The sequence below is a fragment of the Streptomyces sp. NPDC059582 genome (assembly GCF_042735715.1).
Lineage (GTDB): Bacteria > Actinomycetota > Actinomycetes > Streptomycetales > Streptomycetaceae > Streptomyces.
The window spans coordinates 40,147-56,471 of the sequence record NZ_JBHWCC010000058.1 but is presented as its reverse complement, the minus strand read 5'-3'; the positions used below and the strand labels follow the sequence as shown (position 1 = coordinate 56,471).

15 protein-coding genes and 3 pseudogenes are annotated in these 16,325 nt (G+C 70.4%); 9 read left to right on the top strand and 9 right to left on the bottom strand.

Annotated features, from left to right (window positions below):
* Positions 1 to 210: 210 nt before the first annotated feature.
* Complete coding sequence (locus tag ACFV0T_RS35065; protein ID WP_385788418.1) at positions 211 to 735, bottom strand: hypothetical protein; 525 nt, start codon at positions 733 to 735, stop codon at positions 211 to 213.
* 707 nt (positions 736 to 1,442) lie between these two features.
* Positions 1,443 to 2,048 (bottom strand): flavin reductase family protein, encoded by a 606-nt coding sequence (locus ACFV0T_RS35060; RefSeq protein ID WP_385788415.1) that lies wholly within the window; start codon positions 2,046 to 2,048, stop codon positions 1,443 to 1,445.
* Positions 2,049 to 2,334: 286 nt separating this feature from the next.
* On the opposite strand from ACFV0T_RS35060, the gene ACFV0T_RS35055 reads away from it, so the two are divergent.
* Positions 2,335 to 2,583: an SCO4226 family nickel-binding protein gene (locus tag ACFV0T_RS35055; RefSeq protein ID WP_385788427.1), complete on the top strand. Its 249-nt coding sequence runs from the start codon at positions 2,335 to 2,337 to the stop codon at positions 2,581 to 2,583.
* Positions 2,584 to 2,648: 65 nt separating this feature from the next.
* Here the strand turns inward: ACFV0T_RS35055 and ACFV0T_RS35050 are convergent, their stop codons facing one another.
* Together ACFV0T_RS35050 and ACFV0T_RS35045 are read right to left on the bottom strand one after the other, a co-directional pair.
* Complete coding sequence (locus ACFV0T_RS35050) at positions 2,649 to 2,912, bottom strand: hypothetical protein (RefSeq protein ID WP_385788412.1); 264 nt, start codon at positions 2,910 to 2,912, stop codon at positions 2,649 to 2,651.
* A gap of 249 nt (positions 2,913 to 3,161) precedes the next feature.
* Positions 3,162 to 3,648: pseudogene (locus tag ACFV0T_RS35045) on the bottom strand (DUF4265 domain-containing protein).
* A 456-nt stretch (positions 3,649 to 4,104) separates the two neighbouring features.
* Here ACFV0T_RS35045 and ACFV0T_RS35040 point away from each other — a divergent pair.
* The gene (locus ACFV0T_RS35040) at positions 4,105 to 4,317 is read left to right on the top strand and encodes a hypothetical protein (RefSeq protein ID WP_385788409.1); all 213 of its coding nucleotides are present in this window, start codon (positions 4,105 to 4,107) and stop codon (positions 4,315 to 4,317) included.
* Between the two features lie 160 nt (positions 4,318 to 4,477).
* Here the strand turns inward: ACFV0T_RS35040 and ACFV0T_RS35035 are convergent, their stop codons facing one another.
* Positions 4,478 to 4,813 carry a hypothetical protein gene (locus tag ACFV0T_RS35035; RefSeq protein ID WP_385788406.1) on the bottom strand — a complete coding sequence of 112 codons (336 nt, stop codon included), beginning with the start codon at positions 4,811 to 4,813 and terminating at the stop codon, positions 4,478 to 4,480.
* Positions 4,814 to 5,077: 264 nt separating this feature from the next.
* Here ACFV0T_RS35035 and ACFV0T_RS35030 point away from each other — a divergent pair.
* From ACFV0T_RS35030 to ACFV0T_RS35020, 3 genes and pseudogenes are all read left to right on the top strand, one after another.
* Positions 5,078 to 5,320, top strand: a pseudogene (locus tag ACFV0T_RS35030) (transposase); the annotation flags it as partial.
* Positions 5,321 to 6,226: 906 nt separating this feature from the next.
* Positions 6,227 to 7,138 carry a calcium-binding protein gene (locus ACFV0T_RS35025; protein ID WP_385788404.1) on the top strand — a complete coding sequence of 304 codons (912 nt, stop codon included), beginning with the start codon at positions 6,227 to 6,229 and terminating at the stop codon, positions 7,136 to 7,138.
* A 384-nt stretch (positions 7,139 to 7,522) separates the two neighbouring features.
* Positions 7,523 to 8,261 (top strand): annotated as a pseudogene (locus ACFV0T_RS35020) (transposase); the annotation flags it as partial.
* 87 nt (positions 8,262 to 8,348) lie between these two features.
* On the opposite strand, the gene ACFV0T_RS35015 reads toward ACFV0T_RS35020, so the two are convergent.
* Positions 8,349 to 9,110: a phosphoglyceromutase gene (locus tag ACFV0T_RS35015; protein ID WP_385788401.1), complete on the bottom strand. Its 762-nt coding sequence runs from the start codon at positions 9,108 to 9,110 to the stop codon at positions 8,349 to 8,351.
* A 182-nt stretch (positions 9,111 to 9,292) separates the two neighbouring features.
* On the opposite strand from ACFV0T_RS35015, the gene ACFV0T_RS35010 reads away from it, so the two are divergent.
* Positions 9,293 to 10,549 (top strand): MDR family MFS transporter, encoded by a 1,257-nt coding sequence (locus tag ACFV0T_RS35010; protein WP_385788399.1) that lies wholly within the window; start codon positions 9,293 to 9,295, stop codon positions 10,547 to 10,549.
* Between the two features lie 40 nt (positions 10,550 to 10,589).
* On the opposite strand, the gene ACFV0T_RS35005 is transcribed toward ACFV0T_RS35010, so the two are convergent.
* Positions 10,590 to 11,012, bottom strand: coding sequence for a DUF2000 family protein (locus tag ACFV0T_RS35005; protein ID WP_385788396.1), 423 nt, complete (start codon positions 11,010 to 11,012; stop codon positions 10,590 to 10,592).
* 49 nt (positions 11,013 to 11,061) lie between these two features.
* Here ACFV0T_RS35005 and ACFV0T_RS35000 point away from each other — a divergent pair, with 49 nt between their 5' ends.
* Positions 11,062 to 11,925, top strand: coding sequence for an AraC family transcriptional regulator (locus ACFV0T_RS35000; RefSeq protein WP_385788393.1), 864 nt, complete (start codon positions 11,062 to 11,064; stop codon positions 11,923 to 11,925).
* Between the two features lie 41 nt (positions 11,926 to 11,966).
* Here the strand turns inward: ACFV0T_RS35000 and ACFV0T_RS34995 are convergent, their stop codons facing one another.
* On the bottom strand, positions 11,967 to 12,467 hold the full coding sequence (locus tag ACFV0T_RS34995; RefSeq protein WP_385788391.1) for a YbjN domain-containing protein: 501 nt from the start codon (positions 12,465 to 12,467) through the stop codon (positions 11,967 to 11,969).
* Complete coding sequence (gene mshA / locus ACFV0T_RS34990; protein WP_385788388.1) at positions 12,460 to 13,800, bottom strand: D-inositol-3-phosphate glycosyltransferase; 1,341 nt, start codon at positions 13,798 to 13,800, stop codon at positions 12,460 to 12,462. Before mshA ends, ACFV0T_RS34995 begins: the two co-directional genes overlap by 8 nt.
* A gap of 204 nt (positions 13,801 to 14,004) precedes the next feature.
* On the opposite strand from mshA, the gene ACFV0T_RS34985 reads away from it, so the two are divergent.
* Positions 14,005 to 14,817 carry a class I SAM-dependent methyltransferase gene (locus ACFV0T_RS34985; protein ID WP_385788385.1) on the top strand — a complete coding sequence of 271 codons (813 nt, stop codon included), beginning with the start codon at positions 14,005 to 14,007 and terminating at the stop codon, positions 14,815 to 14,817.
* Between the two features lie 356 nt (positions 14,818 to 15,173).
* Positions 15,174 to 16,271, top strand: a complete 1,098-nt coding sequence (locus tag ACFV0T_RS34980; protein WP_385788382.1) for an NlpC/P60 family protein — start codon at positions 15,174 to 15,176, stop codon at positions 16,269 to 16,271.
* Positions 16,272 to 16,325 lie beyond the last annotated feature (54 nt).

Sequence of the window (16,325 nt, the reverse complement as noted above, 5' to 3'; positions counted from 1 at the left end):
GGCCCCGCGGGGGGGCCCGCGGCCCGGCCTCTTAGGGGCTCGTCCCGCCCCCCCCCCCGTCTCCGCGTCCTGGCCGGCGGAACCGGTCCGCCGCGCCGGTGGACGCTGCAGCTAGCGGAGCCGGTCCGTCTCGCCAGTGGAACCCCGCAGCTAGCGGAACCGGTCCGTCTCGCCGGTGGAACCCGTCCGTCTCGCCGGCAGACGCCGCAACTAGCAGAACTGGTCCGCCGCCAGGGCCGCTCCGTCCTTGAAGCCCGCCTCGTAGTCCTTGGTGGACTTGTTGAGGCCGTGCGGCGGCTTGGCCTTGCAGTCCTTCTTGATCAACTTGAAGCCGGCCGAGAACCCCTTCGCGTACTGGGCCCTGGCTTCGCTCTTCTTGCCACCCTTCTCTCCCGGTGTGCGGCCGCAGTTCACCTCGCCGTCCTTCTTGCTCCTGGCGATGTAGTGACCGGGCTTGAGGTTGCCGACGGAGAAGGATCCGTTCGCGGTCTTCGCTCCGCCGCTCCCGTTGCCACCGGAGAACGACACCGCGTCCGACTTGAAGCCGGAGGCGGAGAGGGTGAACCTCGGGTCGTCGGGCTTCGAGTGGGTCGAGTCCTCGGTGAGGAGACACCTGGGTTTGGTGGGTGCGGCGGGCGCGTGCCCCGTCGCTCCGTGCGCGGCGACAGCCGGCCCGAGGGCCAGCGCGGACACGAGCAGTGGGGTGAGCATGGCGAGCCGACGAGTGCGGATCATCTTTCTTCCTCCCGGAACGGGAAAGGGCGCGCCGGACACGACGCCGCCCCTGGCAACGAAGGTGAGTGCGGACCGGGACACGCACGAAAGGCCCGTCCGAGGCCTGGCGATCACGAGGCGCCTCGGACCCACATGCCGCGCTCAGCGCCCCGGCTCAGGCGAACATGTCCTCACGGGGCCTGACGCGTCTCCCGCATGGCGTCCACGCGGTCACACGTGAACCGTTGTGCTGTCCCTCCCCTCCATGCTCCGCCGCCCCACCGGAGGTGTCCACCGGAGCCCCGATCACACGGACCTCGGCTCCCGTACCCCTGCCTCAACTCCCGCGCGGTGATGGGCGCGACGCCGGACCAGGCATGCGGAGGAGGCCCGCCGGCGACCGAGGAGAGGGGCGGCCCGGGGACGCGCAGGGCGCCGCCGACCGCCGAGGCCGGCCACCGGGACGCAGTCGGAAGACTCGACGACGCCCGAGCTGCCGACCTCCCCGAACGCTCCGCCCCACCCGTCGGCGGCCTTGTCACGGATCGTCAGCCGAGGGAGGAGGACCGCCACTTGGTGGTGACACGCGCGCGCCTGCCGCGTACGAGGCCCTGCGCAGCGACCACCAACGGGGAAAGGTCGTGGCCCAAGTCCCGGCGACCGGGTGAACACGACCGTGTGGTTGTCGCCGAGGTCCGAGACGAACGCGGCCGGAGGGGGACGCGGGATCAGTCGGAGTCGGGCTCCTCGTAGGGGATCCGGCTCAGGTGGATGACCTCGCCCAGGGTGCCCCACTCGTCGCCGCCGAGCTTGGTGAGCGGGCGCAGCAGGGTGCTGCTGGGACGGTCGTCGGCGAGATAGTCCTCGTCCGCCGCGGCGTGGACCACTCGTCCGAAGACGAGAGTGGAGTTGCCCATCCGCAGGGTGGTGTGCGAACGGCACTCCAGGACCACATGAGACGCGGCCACCCTGGGCGGGCGCACACACCTGCTTTCCTCGCGCTCGATGCCCGCGGTGTCGAACTCGCTGACCGCCCGGGGGAAGTCGATGGCGGTGGCGTTGATCAGCGCCAGCAGCGGTTCCGACGAGAAGTTGACGACGAACTCCCCGGTGTCCTCGACGTTGCGCAGGGAATCCTTGCGTCCGATCGAGGTGAACTGGACGACCGGGGGGTCGGTGCTGGCGATGCTGAAGAAGGAGTGCGGGGCGAGGTTCGTGTTTCCGTCCGGAGTGATCGTGGAGACCCAGGCGATCGGGCGAGGAACGACGACGGACGTCAGGAACCTGTAGAAGGCATCCCTGCCCACGGCCTCGGGGTCGTATTCGACGCGCATGGCGTTCAGTATCGAACCGCACACACTGTGCGAGGCCCGCGACGCGGTGAACCGGACGCCTCGGCGATCGTCACCACCCGCCTCGCGGACGGCCGGTCGTGCTCGCGGGGCCGGAGAGGGCCGCATGGGCCGACCGCGCCGGGAGAACCGCCACGGCCGCACGGCCGCCGGCGTCGAGCGCCCCTTCGTCGTGCTGCTCGTTCCGGACGGGCGCAGCATGGGAGGAGAGCGCAGGCGAACGCAATCCGAGGACGGACAGTCCGAGGATCACGAGGAGGTGCGAGGCATGGCTCAGTTCATGGACGTACACCACAACATGAAGGGCATCACGGCCGACCAGCTGCGCGAGGCCCACAACGCCGACCTCGCCATCGAGAAGGACGAGCGCGTGCACTTCGAGCGGGCGTGGGCCGACCCCGAGTCCGGCGTCGTCTACTGCCTCTCCGAGGCCCCCTCGGCCGAAGCGGTCCAGCGCGTCCACGAGCGCGCCGGCCACAAGGCCGATGAGATCCACCCGGTTCCGCTGAAGGTCTGAGGACGCGGCAGGCAGGTGCGAGGAGATCCCCTGTCCGCCGAGGTCGCGGGCAGGGGCCGGTCACTTCAACGGTCAGGCCGGTCAGGGCTCACTTCACGTCGACGAAGTCGGTCCAGCCGGTCGTGGCCGTGGTGAGGCTCGTACCCGCGAAGTCGTAGCGGTGCGCGCCGTCCCGTCGCCTTCACGGTGGCCGTGGCCCAGCCGTTGCGGTCGGTCTTGAGCTTCTTCAGCGTGACGAAGGGGCCGCTGGTGCCCTTGCGGTACTGGAGCAGCACCTGGTGCCCGACGAGGGGCACGTTCTTGTACTTCTCCCAGCCGGCGACGGTCATCTGGGCCTTGACCGTGAGGCTCTCCGTGAAAACGCCCCCGACCCGCGCCGTATGCGCAGGTCGAGGGCGTGATCGCGAAAGCTACTTCTTCTTGCCCTGGGTCTTGTCGGAGATCTTCGTGAACTGGGTTTTTGCTGGTCAGGTGCAGTGGGCTTGTGCGCCTGGTGGTCGTCATCGGTCGTCATTGGCCACTGTCGAGCGGCGTCGGACGGCCCAGGGACGGCCCAGCAGTGGATCACATGACCGGCCTCAACCAATGGAAGTAGCCCGCCACTGCTCGGTGATGCAGCCCTCTTCCATGTCCCACCACTCCTTGGCCACACCGTGGTTGAGCAGCTTTTGCGCCTTGGCGAGATCGGCGGTGGGCGGAACGTCCAGCGCGACCATGCCGAACCGCTCTATGCCTTCGCCGTCGACGCCGAGTTCCTTGAACGCGTTGATCACGCTCTGTCGAGCGGCTCCCCGAGCCGCCGTCACGGAGCACGATGAGGCGGATGGTGCAGTTCTCCGAACGCTGGACCACCTCGCCGGCCCATCGCACGCCCTCCTCATCAGGCTCGGTGGCCACGATGTCCCCGCAGGCGATGCCTCGAACGAACCAGGGAATGTTGTCGAGCCGTGCGGTGCCGTCGCCTTGGTCGACCGCCCACAGACTCTCCACCGACGCCGGGGGCCAGTCGTCCTCGATCTCAAGCCGGAAGTGCACTTTCACGTACGGACCCTCGGGGTTCGTCATGCTGCACAGCATGCACAGCCCTGCCCCGGCGGCCGCAGGTGGGTGACGGACGACGTCTGCTCGAAGCTGGATACGGCTTCGTCTGGGCCTCAGCCGACGAAAGCCAGCCACGACGGTGAGGACGCCGACCGATCAGGCGCGCGTATGCCTCGCTGCACCCCCACCGGCCTCCGCCCCGCTGCCGGTGCCGTCGACCAGAGCAAGCCGGAACGGTCGCCCCGTAACGACGGTGCTTGAGCCCTCAGCTTGGGAAGCTGCGGGCTTCTGGGGGGTGGTTCGGGGGCTGACCTGGTCGAACGGTCGGATCTTTGCGCCGTCGGACTGGGCGGCTTTCCCCGTGATTCCCCGCTGTTCCCCGCTCGATCTGGTGCGGTTGTGGTGCGATCGGGCAACGGGCTATCGCGGGCGTTCGAAATTGGTGTGCGGCGGGGCCGTGGCGGTCGGCACCCTGGGGTGATGAGTCATTGGAAGATCTACGACAACTGGTACGCCGATCTGGCCGGCCTGTCTGTCGAGCAACTGCGGGAGCGCCGGGCCTTCGCGGCTGAGCGGGCTACGGGTGCCGTGGCACGTGGCATGGGTCGCAACCCCAAGGCTGGGCGGGAGTGGCGGCAGCGGCTTCGTGCTGTCGATGACGAACTTCTCAGGCGGGGTGTCCAAGGGGCGTAGCCACCGCGTGACGGCCGACCCGTTTCGATCCTGCCGCCTTCTGATCCGTAGCTCTACAGAGATCGGTCGTTGGAGGTCATACAGGCTGCAGGGAGGGTCGTGAGGGCCGGTGTCGGGTATGACGGTTGCTGGGGTTGCTGTACTTCGTGGCTGTACCGCATCACAGATCCACTCGGGACTCCGTCTCCCGGCTCCCTTGCCGCAGCACGACGTGGGCCGGCCTGAACGGCAGACCGCGAAGGGTCGGCTCCATCACCTTGAAGAGCGCCTCCGCATCCGCCCCGTAGGCGTACAGCACGGCTTCGCCTCCGCCGAACTCGTTCCCGTCCACCTCACCGGCCCCCGCCTCTTCGACGGCGGCCGTCATGGTGCGCTCAGCGTCAAAGATCGCCTCCCGCTCGGCACGCGAGCCGTACTGATCATCGCTCAGCCGGTAGTGAGCAATGACAGCTTCTTCTGCTGTCTCCGGTTCGGGAAAGTCAAAGAGCGTGTCCATGCGGGCACGATGCCACCAGCCTCTGACAACGCGCCCACACTGTGCCGGCCGCCTATGGGCGAGCCGACGCACGCTTTCCAACTGTGGTGGTGGTTCGGGGAGCCTCGGACGGGGCCGTTCACCTGGGTTCATCGTCGGTCGGTCGTGGATGTGGCTACTGTCCTCAGTCCTGTCTGAACGGCCGTGAACGGCGCTGAATGAGACGGAAACTGAGACGGTCGGCCAGTCGCCGGGCCGCCTCGTAGGTGGCGTGGCCTTCTGATCCGGATCTGGCTCGAGATCGTCCAGCTCGCACTCGACCTGCTGGCCTGGATGCCCATGCTCGCCCTGACCGGCAAGGCCCGGCTCTGGGAACCCCGCCGCCTGCGGCTCCGCCTGTTCACCACAGCCGGACAGCTCGTCACCACCGGCCGTCGACGGATCCTCCGCCTGGCCCGGCACTGGCCCTGGACCAGCCACATCACCGCCGCACTCGAACGCCTCGCACTCCTACCGAACCCAGGCTGACCAGCGATTTTCCCGCCCCTACGACAGAAACCCGATACCGGAGCAGTGGAACCCGGCGCCACCCCGAGACGACACTCGGGCCCTCGGCCTGCCCACCCTCACCTCACGGCACGAAAACGGTCCACCGACTCCGTCGGCGGACCGTCATGAAACTTCGAGGCTAAGGGCTGTCCCGTAATCCCTGGTGGATCAGCGCGCGGCGTCAGATGCGGTGCATCGCAAGGCGGAGGGTCGTCCGCATACTGGGCGTATGCGGGCGATCCGACAACGCGGCGAGGTGCCGTAGCTGTCGTCGTGCGCCCGCCGGGGATTACGGGACAGCCCTTAGCTAGGACTTGTCCGGGCGATCTCCGCGGAATCAGCGCCCGACATCCGTTCCCAACATCCGTGAATCTCGTTATCGAAGATCTCGCCGAGTGAGGCAGAAGGGCGGCATGGATACACGGCGTGTGGTGTGCATCGGGCGAGTCCACCAGGCAGTGATCCAGTGGGACGACGGACAAGTCGGAGCGGTCCGGGTCAGACAGAACCACCCGCACCCGGCAGAGACCGTGCAGGCTGACCTGGCTACTCTGCGGGGCATGCTCATGGCCGCCGCCATCGACACCGCCTGCCGCGTCCTACGGCTGCCGGTCCAGAGTTCCAAGGTCCGTCTCATGATTTCCGAGTTCGTATTGTTCAGCAGTCTCCTTCGGGATCCTGTTACGGACCAATCCGACAGTGGGGCCGCAGACCAGCCAAAGGGGCATTGGAAGCTGTTCGACGCGCCCTGGCGAACACTGCGGCGACGTCGTTGAACAGTGCCCCACGGAACCATGAACTCCCCACACGGACGCACAACCTCCCCTACGCACCAGCAGTCGCTCGTGACAGCAGGAGACCATTACGTCGTATGGAGGTTGCCCCATGCCCACACCCCGTTCTCCCCGCATCGAGCGCGGCACGCTGCGCGCGGCCCCGGCTCTGAGCCTGGCCGTCGGCGCGGCGCTGGCCGTGACGGTCGCTCTGCCCGCCGCAGCCGGAGCCACGACGGCGCCGGCCACGGTGGGGACGGCGAGCGAGGGCAGGCGGCTCGTGTACACGGCGGCGCCCGGCCAGACCAACAGAGCGGCTGTCACCGTGACGTCGGGCGACCGTGTCCACCGCACCTACGTCATCGACGACGTGGTCCCGATCACCATCGAGCCGGGCACTCCCTGTACCCGCCCCGACAGCGCGGACCTCACCCGGATCTCCTGCACGGGCGAGCGCACGGACAGCGTCCTCGCGATGAGCCTCGGCGACGGCGACGACACCGTCACCTACACCAACGCCACCGGCATGGACGGCAATACCGGCCTGGTGGACCTGGGCTCCGGCAACGACAGGTCGACGGACACCGGCACGCGCGGCTTCCACGAGGTCTACGGCGGCCCGGGCGACGACACCGTCACCGGGGGCAGCTTCATGTGGGTCGTAGGCGGGGACGGCAAGGACACGATCCACGTCGGCGCCCACGCCTACGCTCGGGGCGAAGGCGGCGTCGACACCATCTACGCCGACGGCGACGGAGCCATGGCCGACGGAGGCCCGGGTAGCGACTTCCTCTACGGCGGCCCGGGCGGCCAGCTCCTCCAAGGCGGCACCGACGGGAACGACACGATCCGCGGCGGCACGGGCAACGACAAGCTGTACGGCCAGACCGGCAACGACATCCTCTACGGCAACAGCGGAAACGACACGATCTACGGCAACAGCGGCAACGACAAGCTGTACGGCGGCCCTGGCAGGGACACGCTCTCGGGCGGCCCGGGGCGCAACGTCGTACACCAGGACTGAGCCAGCAGAACCGACCGAGGCGGCGCGTCGTCACCGGGCACGTGGTGAGGACGCGCCGCTTCGTCGATCCGTCTCGCTCAGCCGAACGCCGCATTGCGCATCCGACTGCCGATCACCGTCGTACAGCCGTCCATCGCGGTCTTTCCGCCGGAGCAGAGACAGACGGACGCTGCCGTCGCTCATGCGGACCCAGCGGTCGGGAATCGAGTCGCCGGTGACGTCCGGGACAGCGAAGACTCGAGGTCCGGCGATGGCGGTCTAGCCTCGCGCTTTCACGAGGTGGCCTGTCCGCAGGCTGATCAGAAACGCAGAAAGTGCTCTTGACCTGCAACGATAGGACTTGCTGAGGGTCCTGTTGGCTGCGAGGGAAAGAGCACTTTCCAGGTGAGAGAGCCTACCGCGTGGTATCCGTGTGTCCGTGTCCAGGGGGACGGCCGTACAGGTGGTCTCGCAGGCCGGCTCGGTCCTGCTGGTGGAGACGGCCCGCAGGACCGGCCTCGACCATGCGATATCCGTGGCGCTGGCGCCGTGGCGGAAGCCACGGGCCGTCCACGACCCCGGGAAAGTCCTCCTGGACGTCGCACTGGCGGTCGCGTTGGGCGGGGACTGCCTGGCTGACGTCGGCATGCTGCGGTCGGAGCCGGCCGTGTTCGGGCCGGTGGCCTCCGACCCGACGGTCTCCCGCCTCGTCGACACCCTCGCCGCCTCTGGGGAGAAGGCGCTGGCGGCGATCCGTGCCGCGCGGGCCGAAGCACGCGAGCGGGCCTGGCAGTTGGCCGACGGCCACGCGCCCGATGCGGGCGGGACGGTGACCGTCGACCTCGACGGAGTGCTGGTGATCGCGCCCTCCGACAAGGAGGACGCAGCACCGACCTGGAAGCGAACCTACGGTCATCACCCGTTGATGGGCTTCGTCGACCACGGACCGGGCGGCACCGGTGAGCCGGTGGCGGCCCTGCTCAGGCCCGGGAACGCGGGCTCGAACACGGCCACCGACCACATCACCGCCACCCGCATGGCCCTGGCCCAGCTGCCGAAGAAGTACCGGCGTGGGCGCCGGACACTGATACGCACCGACTCCGCGGGCGGCACCCACGACTTCGTCGCCTGGCTCGCCCGGCAGCACCTGACGGCCCACAGACGGCCCAGCCCCACCAAAAAGCCCCCGCCCCGCGAAGAACTCGCAGGTCGGGGGCTTAGCGGTGCGTGATTACTTCTTCTTGCCCTGGTTCTTGACCGCCTCGATCGCCGCTGCCGCGGCGTCCGGGTCGAGGTACTTGCCGCCGGGGGTGAGCGGCTTGAAGTCGGCGTCGAGTTCGTAGTACAGGGGGATGCCCGTGGGGATGTTCAGGCTCGCGATGTCGGCGTCGGAGATGCCGTCGAGGTGCTTGACCAGGGCGCGCAGGCTGTTGCCGTGGGCGGCGACGAGGACCGTGCGGCCGTCGAGGAGGTCGGGGACGATGTCGTCGTACCAGTAGGGGAGCATGCGCTCGACGACGTCCTTCAGGCACTCCGTGCGGGGGCGCAGCTCCGGGGGGATGGAGGCGTAGCGCGCGTCGTCCGCCTGGGAGTACTCCGAGCCGGGCTCGATGGGCGGCGGCGGGGTGTCGTAGGAGCGGCGCCAGAGCATGAACTGCTCCTCGCCGAACTCCGCGAGGGTCTGCGCCTTGTCCTTGCCCTGGAGGGCACCGTAGTGGCGCTCGTTCAGGCGCCACGAGCGGTGGACCGGGATCCAGTGGCGGTCGGCGGATTCGAGGGCCAGCTGCGCGGTGCGGATGGCACGCTTCTGGAGGGACGTGTGGACCACGTCGGGCAGGAGGTCGGCGTCCTTCAGGAGTTCGCCACCGCGGACTGCCTCCTTCTCGCCCTTCTCGTTGAGGTTGACGTCCACCCAGCCGGTGAACAGGTTCTTCGCGTTCCACTCGCTCTCGCCGTGGCGGAGGAGGATCAGCTTGTACGGTGCGTCGGGCATGCGTATGAGCGTAATCGAAGGCTTTGGGGCGGGGCGCCCCTGCCCGCAGGGCGGACGGTGGGGCGACGGTTGACGGGATCTGTTAATCGAGTGGTCCGCGCGGAGCCGCCAACCGTAAGTTGTGTACGCCGCCCGAGCCGCTTACATCTGCGCTTGCATCCGTACATCCGTGGGGGTCCCCTATGTCCGTCGCCACCCTGAGACGCGCCACTCGCGAGACCCTTTCCGGGCTGCCCCGCGAGTTCTGGTGGCTGTGGACCAGCACGCTCGTCAACCGGCTCGGCGCCTTCGTCGCCACCTTCATGGCGCTGTACCTGACGCTCGACCGCGGGTACTCCGCCGCGTTCGCCGGTCTGGTCGCCTCGCTGCACGGGCTCGGCGGGGTCGTCTCCTCCCTCGGCGCGGGGGTGATGGCCGACCGGCTCGGGCGGCGGCCCACGATGCTGGTCGCCCAGGTGTCCACCGCCCTGTCGGTGGCACTGCTCGGGTTCATGCGCGATCCCGTCGCCATCGCCGGCGTCGCCTGCCTCGTCGGGATGGCCAGCAACGCCTCCCGGCCGGCCGTGCAGGCGATGATGGCCGACATCGTGCGGCCCGAGGACCGGGTGCGGGCCTTCTCCCTCAACTACTGGGCCGTCAACCTCGGTTTCGCCGTCTCCTCCATGGCCGCCGGCTTCATCGCCGAGTCCAGCTACCTCGCCGGGTTCCTGATCGAGGCGGGGATGACCCTGGCCTGCGCGCTCGTCGTGTTCCTGAAGGTGCCCGAGTCCCGGCCGCAGCGCACGGCGGCCGAGAAGCGGGCGGCGGACGAGGTCGGGCTCGGGACCGTGCTGCGCGACGGCCGTTTCATGAGCGTGGTCGGGCTGTCCTTCCTCGTCGCGCTGATCTTCCAGCAGGGGGCGGTCGGACTGCCCGTCGCCATGGGCGAGGCGGGGTTCACCCCGGCCGACTACGGCATGGCCATCGCCGTCAACGGCGTCCTCATCGTCGCGCTCCAGATCCCCGTCACCCGGTTCATCGAGCACCGGGACCCGCGGCGGCTGCTCGTCCTCTCCTCCCTGCTGGCGGGGTACGGCTTCGGGCTCACCGCCTTCGCCGGGTCCGTCGGCGTCTTCGCCCTGACGGTGTGCGTGTGGACACTCGCCGAGATCGTCAACGCGCCGACGCAGACCGGCCTGGTCGTCCGTCTCTCCCCGGTCCACGGGCGCGGGCGCTACCAGGGCATGTACACCATGTCCTGGTCCGTCGCCGCGCTGGTGGCCCCGCTGATGTCCGGTTTCGTCATCGACCGGTTCGGGGCGGAGTGGCTGTGGGGCCTGTGCGCGGTCGTCGGGACCGGCGCCGCGGTCGGGTACGGGGCACTGATGCGGAGGCTGCCGGCGGACCGGCGCGTGGCGGAACGGCCCCGCGAGACCAGGTCCGAGATCAACGCCGCCTGAGCACCGGCAGCACCCCGGCCCCGCTTCGAGGCGCCTCGTCTCAGGGGTGCATCCGCGCGCCCTTCAGCACCTTGTCCACCGCGTTCCGCGGTCCGTACACGGCCAGCCCCACCAGGTCCAGCCCGGCCGTCGGCACCGCGCGCACGGCCGCCCGGTTGTCCCGGTCGTGGCCCGTCGCGAAGAGGTCGGAGGTGAAGAGCGCGCGGGGCAGGGCGCGGGAGAGGGTCCGGGTGTGGGCCGCCGTCAGCGTCTCCTTCGTACCCTCGAAGACCAGCACCGGCTGGCGGAACATCGGCAGGTAGGGGACGTCGTCCGCGTCCTCGTACGGGTCTCCGATCACCTCGGGGACGGCCGTACCGAGGCCGCTCACCAGGAACGCGGTCACGTTCAGGCGCTGCCAGGTCTCCAGGTCCTCCCGCAGCAGGACGGCGATCTTGGTGTCGAAACGGGTCTGCTCGCTCATGCCTCGAGACTGCCGAACGTCGTACGACGTGGTCTTGTACGTTCTTTGCATGGCCACCGAACGCACCGCGCGCAACGGGGGCGACAGCGTCTGCGCCTGGCGCCCGCGCGTACCGGGTGTGGTGGAGGTCTTCCACGCGCATTTCACGCAGTACGCCTATCCGATGCATGTGCACGAGGCGTGGACGCTGCTCATCGTGGACGACGGGGCCGTACGGTACGACCTCGACCGGCACGAGCACGGCACCCCGGACGACACGGTGTCGCTGCTGCCGCCGCACGTCCCGCACAACGGTTCCCCCGCCACCCCGGGCGGCTTCCGCAAACGGGTGCTCTACCTGGACAGCTCGCGGCTGGGGGACGACCTGATCGGGGCGGCCGTCGACGGGCCCGATCTGCGCGATCCGCTGCTGCGGCGGCGCGTCGGGCAGTTGCACACCGCGCTCACGCACCCCGGTGACGAGCTGGAGGCGGAGAGCCGGCTGACGCTCGTCGGCGAGCGGCTGCGGGCGCGGCTGCGGCCCCGGGCCGCCGTAGGGGACGCCCCGCGGGACGCCGTACGGGCCCCGCGCCGGGATCCCGTCGTCGCTCGCCGGCTGCGCGAACTGCTCGACGAGCGTGTGGTCGAGGGCCTCACGCTGGACGAGGCCACCGGTCTCGTACCCGCCCATCCCGCGCATCTGGTACGGGCGTTCAGCGGCGCGTACGGCATCGCCCCGCACCAGTACCTGATGTCCCGCCGGGTCGACCGAGCCCGCCGCCTCCTGCTCGACGGGCAGCCGCCGGGCGAGGTGGCTGCGGCGACCGGCTTCTACGACCAGGCCCATCTGACGCGGCACTTCAAGAGGCTGGTGGGGGTGACGCCCGGGCGCTACCGCCTCGGCCCGGCCCCGTCGGGAGACGGTCCCGACTGACGGCGGGCCGGCCGGTCTGCCTGGCACCGGCCGACGGCGGGTCAGTCGGCCTGGCGTCGGGTCAGGTGGCTGAACGCGTCCAGGTTGCCGGTCGGCTCGCCGCGGGACACCCGCCAGGCGTACTCCTTGCGGATCGCGGAAGCGAAGCCCAATTCCAGGAGGGTGTTGAAGGAGCCGTCGGCGGCCTCCAGGACCTGGCCGAGGAGGCGGTCGATCTCGTCGGCGGTGACCGCGGCGAGCGGCAGCCGGGCCGTGACGTAGACGTCACCGAGCCGGTCCACGGCGTAACTCACGCCGTACAGCCTGAGGTTGCGCTCCAGGAGCCAGCGGTGGACGCCCGCCTCGTTCTCGTCGGGGTGGCGGATGACGAAGGCGTTCAGGGAGAGCGAGTGACGGCCGACCATGAGGGAGACGGTCGTCTTCAGCTTGCGGGTGCCGGGCAGCTGCACGACGTAGGTGCCGGGTTCTGGGCTCTCCCACTCCGGTCCGGCGTCCTCCAGGAAGCCCTCGATGACCTGTGCGGCCCTGTCGACATCAGCCATGGTGGGAGCGTACGCGACGCCGGTGGGCCTGCACCGCGGCCGTGTAGGTGTCCGCGGTGGCCGCGGCCGCGGTGTCCCAGCCGAACGACTGGGCGTGCCGGGCGGCGGCGGCGCCCATCCGGGCCGGCAGCTCGGGGCGGTCGGCGAACTCGGCCAGCACGCGCGCGTAGGCGGCGGGATCGTGGCCCTGGACCAGCACGCCGGTCTCGCCGTCCCGCACGGCCACCGGCAGGCCGCCGACCGAGGCGGCGAGCACCGGGGTGCCGGCCGCCTGCGCCTCTATCGCGACCAGCCCGAAGGACTCGCTGTAGGAGGGGACGACGAGGACGGACGCGGCGCGGAACCAGTCCGCGAGCCGCTCCTGGTCGACGGGCGGTCGAAACCGTACGACATCGGCGACGCCCAGCCGCGCGGCGAGCTTCTGGAGGCCTTCCGGCTTGGCCAGACCGCTGCCGCTGGGGCCGCCCACGATCGGTACGACCAGGCGTTTGCGCAGGTCGGGGCGTTCGTCGAGGAGCACGGCGACCGCGCGCAGCAGCACGTCGGGGGCCTTGAGGGGCTGGATGCGGCCCGCGAAGAGGGGGACCAGGGCGTCCTGCGGGAGGTCCAGCCGGGCGCGGGCGGCGGCGCGGCCGTCCGCGGGACAGAAACGGTCGAGGTTCACCCCGGGGTGCACCACGGCGACCTTGCGGGGGTCGGCGGCGTAGTGCCGGACCAGCTCGTCGGCCTCTTCGGCGGTGTTGGCGATGAGCCGGTCGGCCGCGCTGACGATCTGGGTCTCGCCGATCACGCGGGCGGCGGGCTCGGGGGTGTCGCCCTCGGCCAGGTTGGCGTTCTTGACCTTGGCCATGGTGTGCATGGCGTGCACCAGGGGGGCACCCCAGCGCTGGGCGGCGAGCCAGCCGACATGGCCGGAGAGCCAGTAGTGCGAGTGGACCAGGTCGTAGTAGCCGGGGCGGTGACCTGCCCAGGCCTGCATCACGCCGTGCGTGAAGGCACAGAGCTGGGCCGGCAGCTCCTCCTTGGCGAGGCCCTCGTAGGGGCCCGCGTCGACGTGCCGGACGAGGACGCCGGGGGCCAGTTCGACGGTCGGCGGGAGGGCGCCGGTGGTGGCGCGGGTGAAGATCTCGACCTCGATGTTGATCGCGGCGAGGCGCTGCGCGAGCTCCACGATGTAGACGTTCATGCCGCCGGCGTCGCCCGTGCCGGGCTGGTGGAGGGGTGAGGTGTGCACGGAGAGCATGGCGACCCTGCGGGGCCTGCGGTGCGGCAGCCTGAGCCGTGAGGGCGTGGCCGGTGAGCGACGCCCGAGCCTGCTGACGTACTGGCTCACGTGGCGTTCCTCCTCGCTGCGGGCATGCCTTGGGGAGGACACGGTGCGCCCTCCAAGCCGTCCAACACCGGAGGACGGCGTTCCCATTCCAGGCGGGACGGTTTTTGCCGAGGCATTACCGCGTGTCGCTCAACCGTTCGAGGGCGGGAGGCGTACGCGTGCGGCCGCGCATCCCTCCCGTCGCGTCCGCATACCCTCGTAGGTATGACATCCCGCGCTCCCGCCCGCCCCGTGGGCACGGTCACGCGCGGGACCACCCACCCGAACCGGCTGCGCCGCATGGACCGCTGGATCGCCGCCACGCACGGCGCGGAGCTGCGGCGCGCGGCCGACCCCTTGGCGATCGACCTCGGATACGGAGCCGCCCCCTGGACGGCCGTCGAGCTGCTGGGGCGCCTGCGCTCCGTCGCGCCCCACGCGCGCGTGGTGGGAGTCGAGATCGAACCGGCCCGAGTGACGGCGGCCCGGCCCTACGAGCGCGAGGGACTGGTCTTCCGGCACGGCGGCTTCGAACTCCCCCTCCCCCGCCGACCGCACCTCGTCCGGGCCGCCAACGTCCTGCGCCAGTACGACGAGGCCGAGGTCGCCGCGGTCTGGGAGCGGTTGTGCTCACGCCTCGCCCCCGCGACGGCGGGCTCTCGGGGCGGGCTGCTCGTCGAGGGGACCTGCGACGAGATCGGGCGCCGGCACGTATGGGTCGCACTCGGCCCGGAGGGACCGCGCACGGTCACCTTCGCGACCCGGCTGGGCTCCCTGCACCGCCCGTCGGACCTGGCGGAACGCCTGCCCAAGGCACTCATCCACCGCAACGTTCCCGGCGAGCCGGTGCACGCCTTCCTGCGCGACTTCGACCGCGCGTGGGCCGCCGCCGCGCCCTACGCCTCCTACGGCGCACGTCAGCGCTGGATCCGGGCGGTACGGGACCTGACGGCGGACTGGCCGGTGACGGACCGGCCGGCCCGGTGGCGGCAGGGTGAAGTGACGGTGCGGTGGGAGGCGTTGGCGCCGCGGGGCTGACCCCGGACGCCGGAGCCGGCACGGCCCGACTCGGCCCGGCGCCCCTTGCTCCTGGCCGCCCCGGCCCAGCTCGACCCATCTCAGCCGGGCCCGACTCGCCCACCCCGACCCGAATCGGCCCGACTTGGCCCGACTCGGCCCGACTTGGCCCGACTCGGCCCGACTCGGCCCGACTCGGCCCGCCAGGAACGATCTCCGTGAGTCGTTCGTCACAAAGGCGGGGAGATCGTCATGCCGGGGTGGATGAGGGGGAAGTGAGCCGGAAGCGCTGCCTCTGTCGTTTTCCGCGCCGACATGGCACGATCCCCCAGGCGTCCGGAAGTTACTGACGGTTAATCAGCTTTGGGGGACGAGGTATGGGTACGGGCAAGCGCGGCCTGATCACGGCGGCCGTGACCGTCGTCTGCGCGGTCACCGTCCTGGCGGTGCCGGGCATCGCGTTCGCGGCCCCCACGCCGACCGTCACCGCGACTCCCACCCCGGGCGTCGGCTCCAGCGCCGCCTCGACGGTCGAGCCCGGCAAGGACCTTGAGGCCGTCCGCGAGAAGCTCGACCAGCTCTACCACGCGGCGTCCGTCGCCACCGACGCGTACAACGCCGCCGAGGAGCGGACGCGGAAGCAGTCCGCGGAGATCGTCGAGCTGGCCAAGAAGATCGTCCAGGGCCAGGACAGGCTGGACGAGCTGAAGGACCGCGCGGGCGCCGCGGCCCGCGCCCAGTACCGCGGCGGCGGGCTCCCCGACGAGGCCAAGCTGATGCTGAGCGACAACCCTCAGCAGTTCCTCGACGGAGCGGGCCGGGTGATCCAGGGCCAGCGGGCGACCAAGGGCCTGATCGGGGAAATGACCCGCACCCAGCAGGACTTGGAGCAGTACGCCAAGGACGCCACCTCCCAATGGCAGAAGCTGGAGGCCGACCGCCAGGTCCGCGCCGCCGCCCAGAAGAAGATCGAGAAGCAGATCGCGGCGGCGAAGACGCTCGAGTCGCAGCTGGAGAAAGAGGAGAAGGAGCGCCTCGCCGAGCTGGAGGAGGCGGCCGCACACCAGGCGCAGACCGCCTGGCTGGACTCCGGCATCCTCGACGAGATCAAGGGCAAGGCGTCCGCGCAGGGCAAGAAGGCCGTGCAGTTCGCGACGGCCCAGATGGGCAAGCCGTACGAGTGGGGCGCCGAGGGCCCGAAGACGTACGACTGCTCGGGCCTCACCTCACAGGCCTGGGCGAGCGCCGGCCACGGCATCCCGCGCACCTCGCAGGAGCAGTGGAAGCAGCTCAAGCACGTCGACATCAAGGACATGCGCCCCGGCGATCTGATCATCTACTTCGGCGACGCCAGCCATGTCGCGATGTACGTGGGCGACGGCGCGATCATCCACGCCCCGCGGCCGGGCCGGACCGTGACACTGGCGGGCGCGGGCACGATGCCGATCCTCGGAGTGGTCCGGCCGGACGCGTGACCCGGGCCACGTGACCCAGCGCACCCGGGGTCGGGGGCAAACCCGGCGCGGACG

Coding starts and splice junctions, on each gene's coding strand:
- ACFV0T_RS35065 (WP_385788418.1), bottom strand. CDS start 735: ATGATCCGCACTCGTCGGCTCGCCATGCTCACCCCACTGCTCGTGTCC.
- ACFV0T_RS35060 (WP_385788415.1), bottom strand. CDS start 2,048: ATGCGCGTCGAATACGACCCCGAGGCCGTGGGCAGGGATGCCTTCTAC.
- ACFV0T_RS35055 (WP_385788427.1), top strand. CDS start 2,335: ATGGCTCAGTTCATGGACGTACACCACAACATGAAGGGCATCACGGCC.
- ACFV0T_RS35050 (WP_385788412.1), bottom strand. CDS start 2,912: ATGACCGTCGCCGGCTGGGAGAAGTACAAGAACGTGCCCCTCGTCGGG.
- ACFV0T_RS35040 (WP_385788409.1), top strand. CDS start 4,105: ATGAGTCATTGGAAGATCTACGACAACTGGTACGCCGATCTGGCCGGC.
- ACFV0T_RS35035 (WP_385788406.1), bottom strand. CDS start 4,813: ATGGACACGCTCTTTGACTTTCCCGAACCGGAGACAGCAGAAGAAGCT.
- ACFV0T_RS35025 (WP_385788404.1), top strand. CDS start 6,227: ATGCCCACACCCCGTTCTCCCCGCATCGAGCGCGGCACGCTGCGCGCG.
- ACFV0T_RS35015 (WP_385788401.1), bottom strand. CDS start 9,110: ATGCCCGACGCACCGTACAAGCTGATCCTCCTCCGCCACGGCGAGAGC.
- ACFV0T_RS35010 (WP_385788399.1), top strand. CDS start 9,293: ATGTCCGTCGCCACCCTGAGACGCGCCACTCGCGAGACCCTTTCCGGG.
- ACFV0T_RS35005 (WP_385788396.1), bottom strand. CDS start 11,012: ATGAGCGAGCAGACCCGTTTCGACACCAAGATCGCCGTCCTGCTGCGG.
- ACFV0T_RS35000 (WP_385788393.1), top strand. CDS start 11,062: ATGGCCACCGAACGCACCGCGCGCAACGGGGGCGACAGCGTCTGCGCC.
- ACFV0T_RS34995 (WP_385788391.1), bottom strand. CDS start 12,467: ATGGCTGATGTCGACAGGGCCGCACAGGTCATCGAGGGCTTCCTGGAG.
- ACFV0T_RS34985 (WP_385788385.1), top strand. CDS start 14,005: ATGACATCCCGCGCTCCCGCCCGCCCCGTGGGCACGGTCACGCGCGGG.
- ACFV0T_RS34980 (WP_385788382.1), top strand. CDS start 15,174: ATGGGTACGGGCAAGCGCGGCCTGATCACGGCGGCCGTGACCGTCGTC.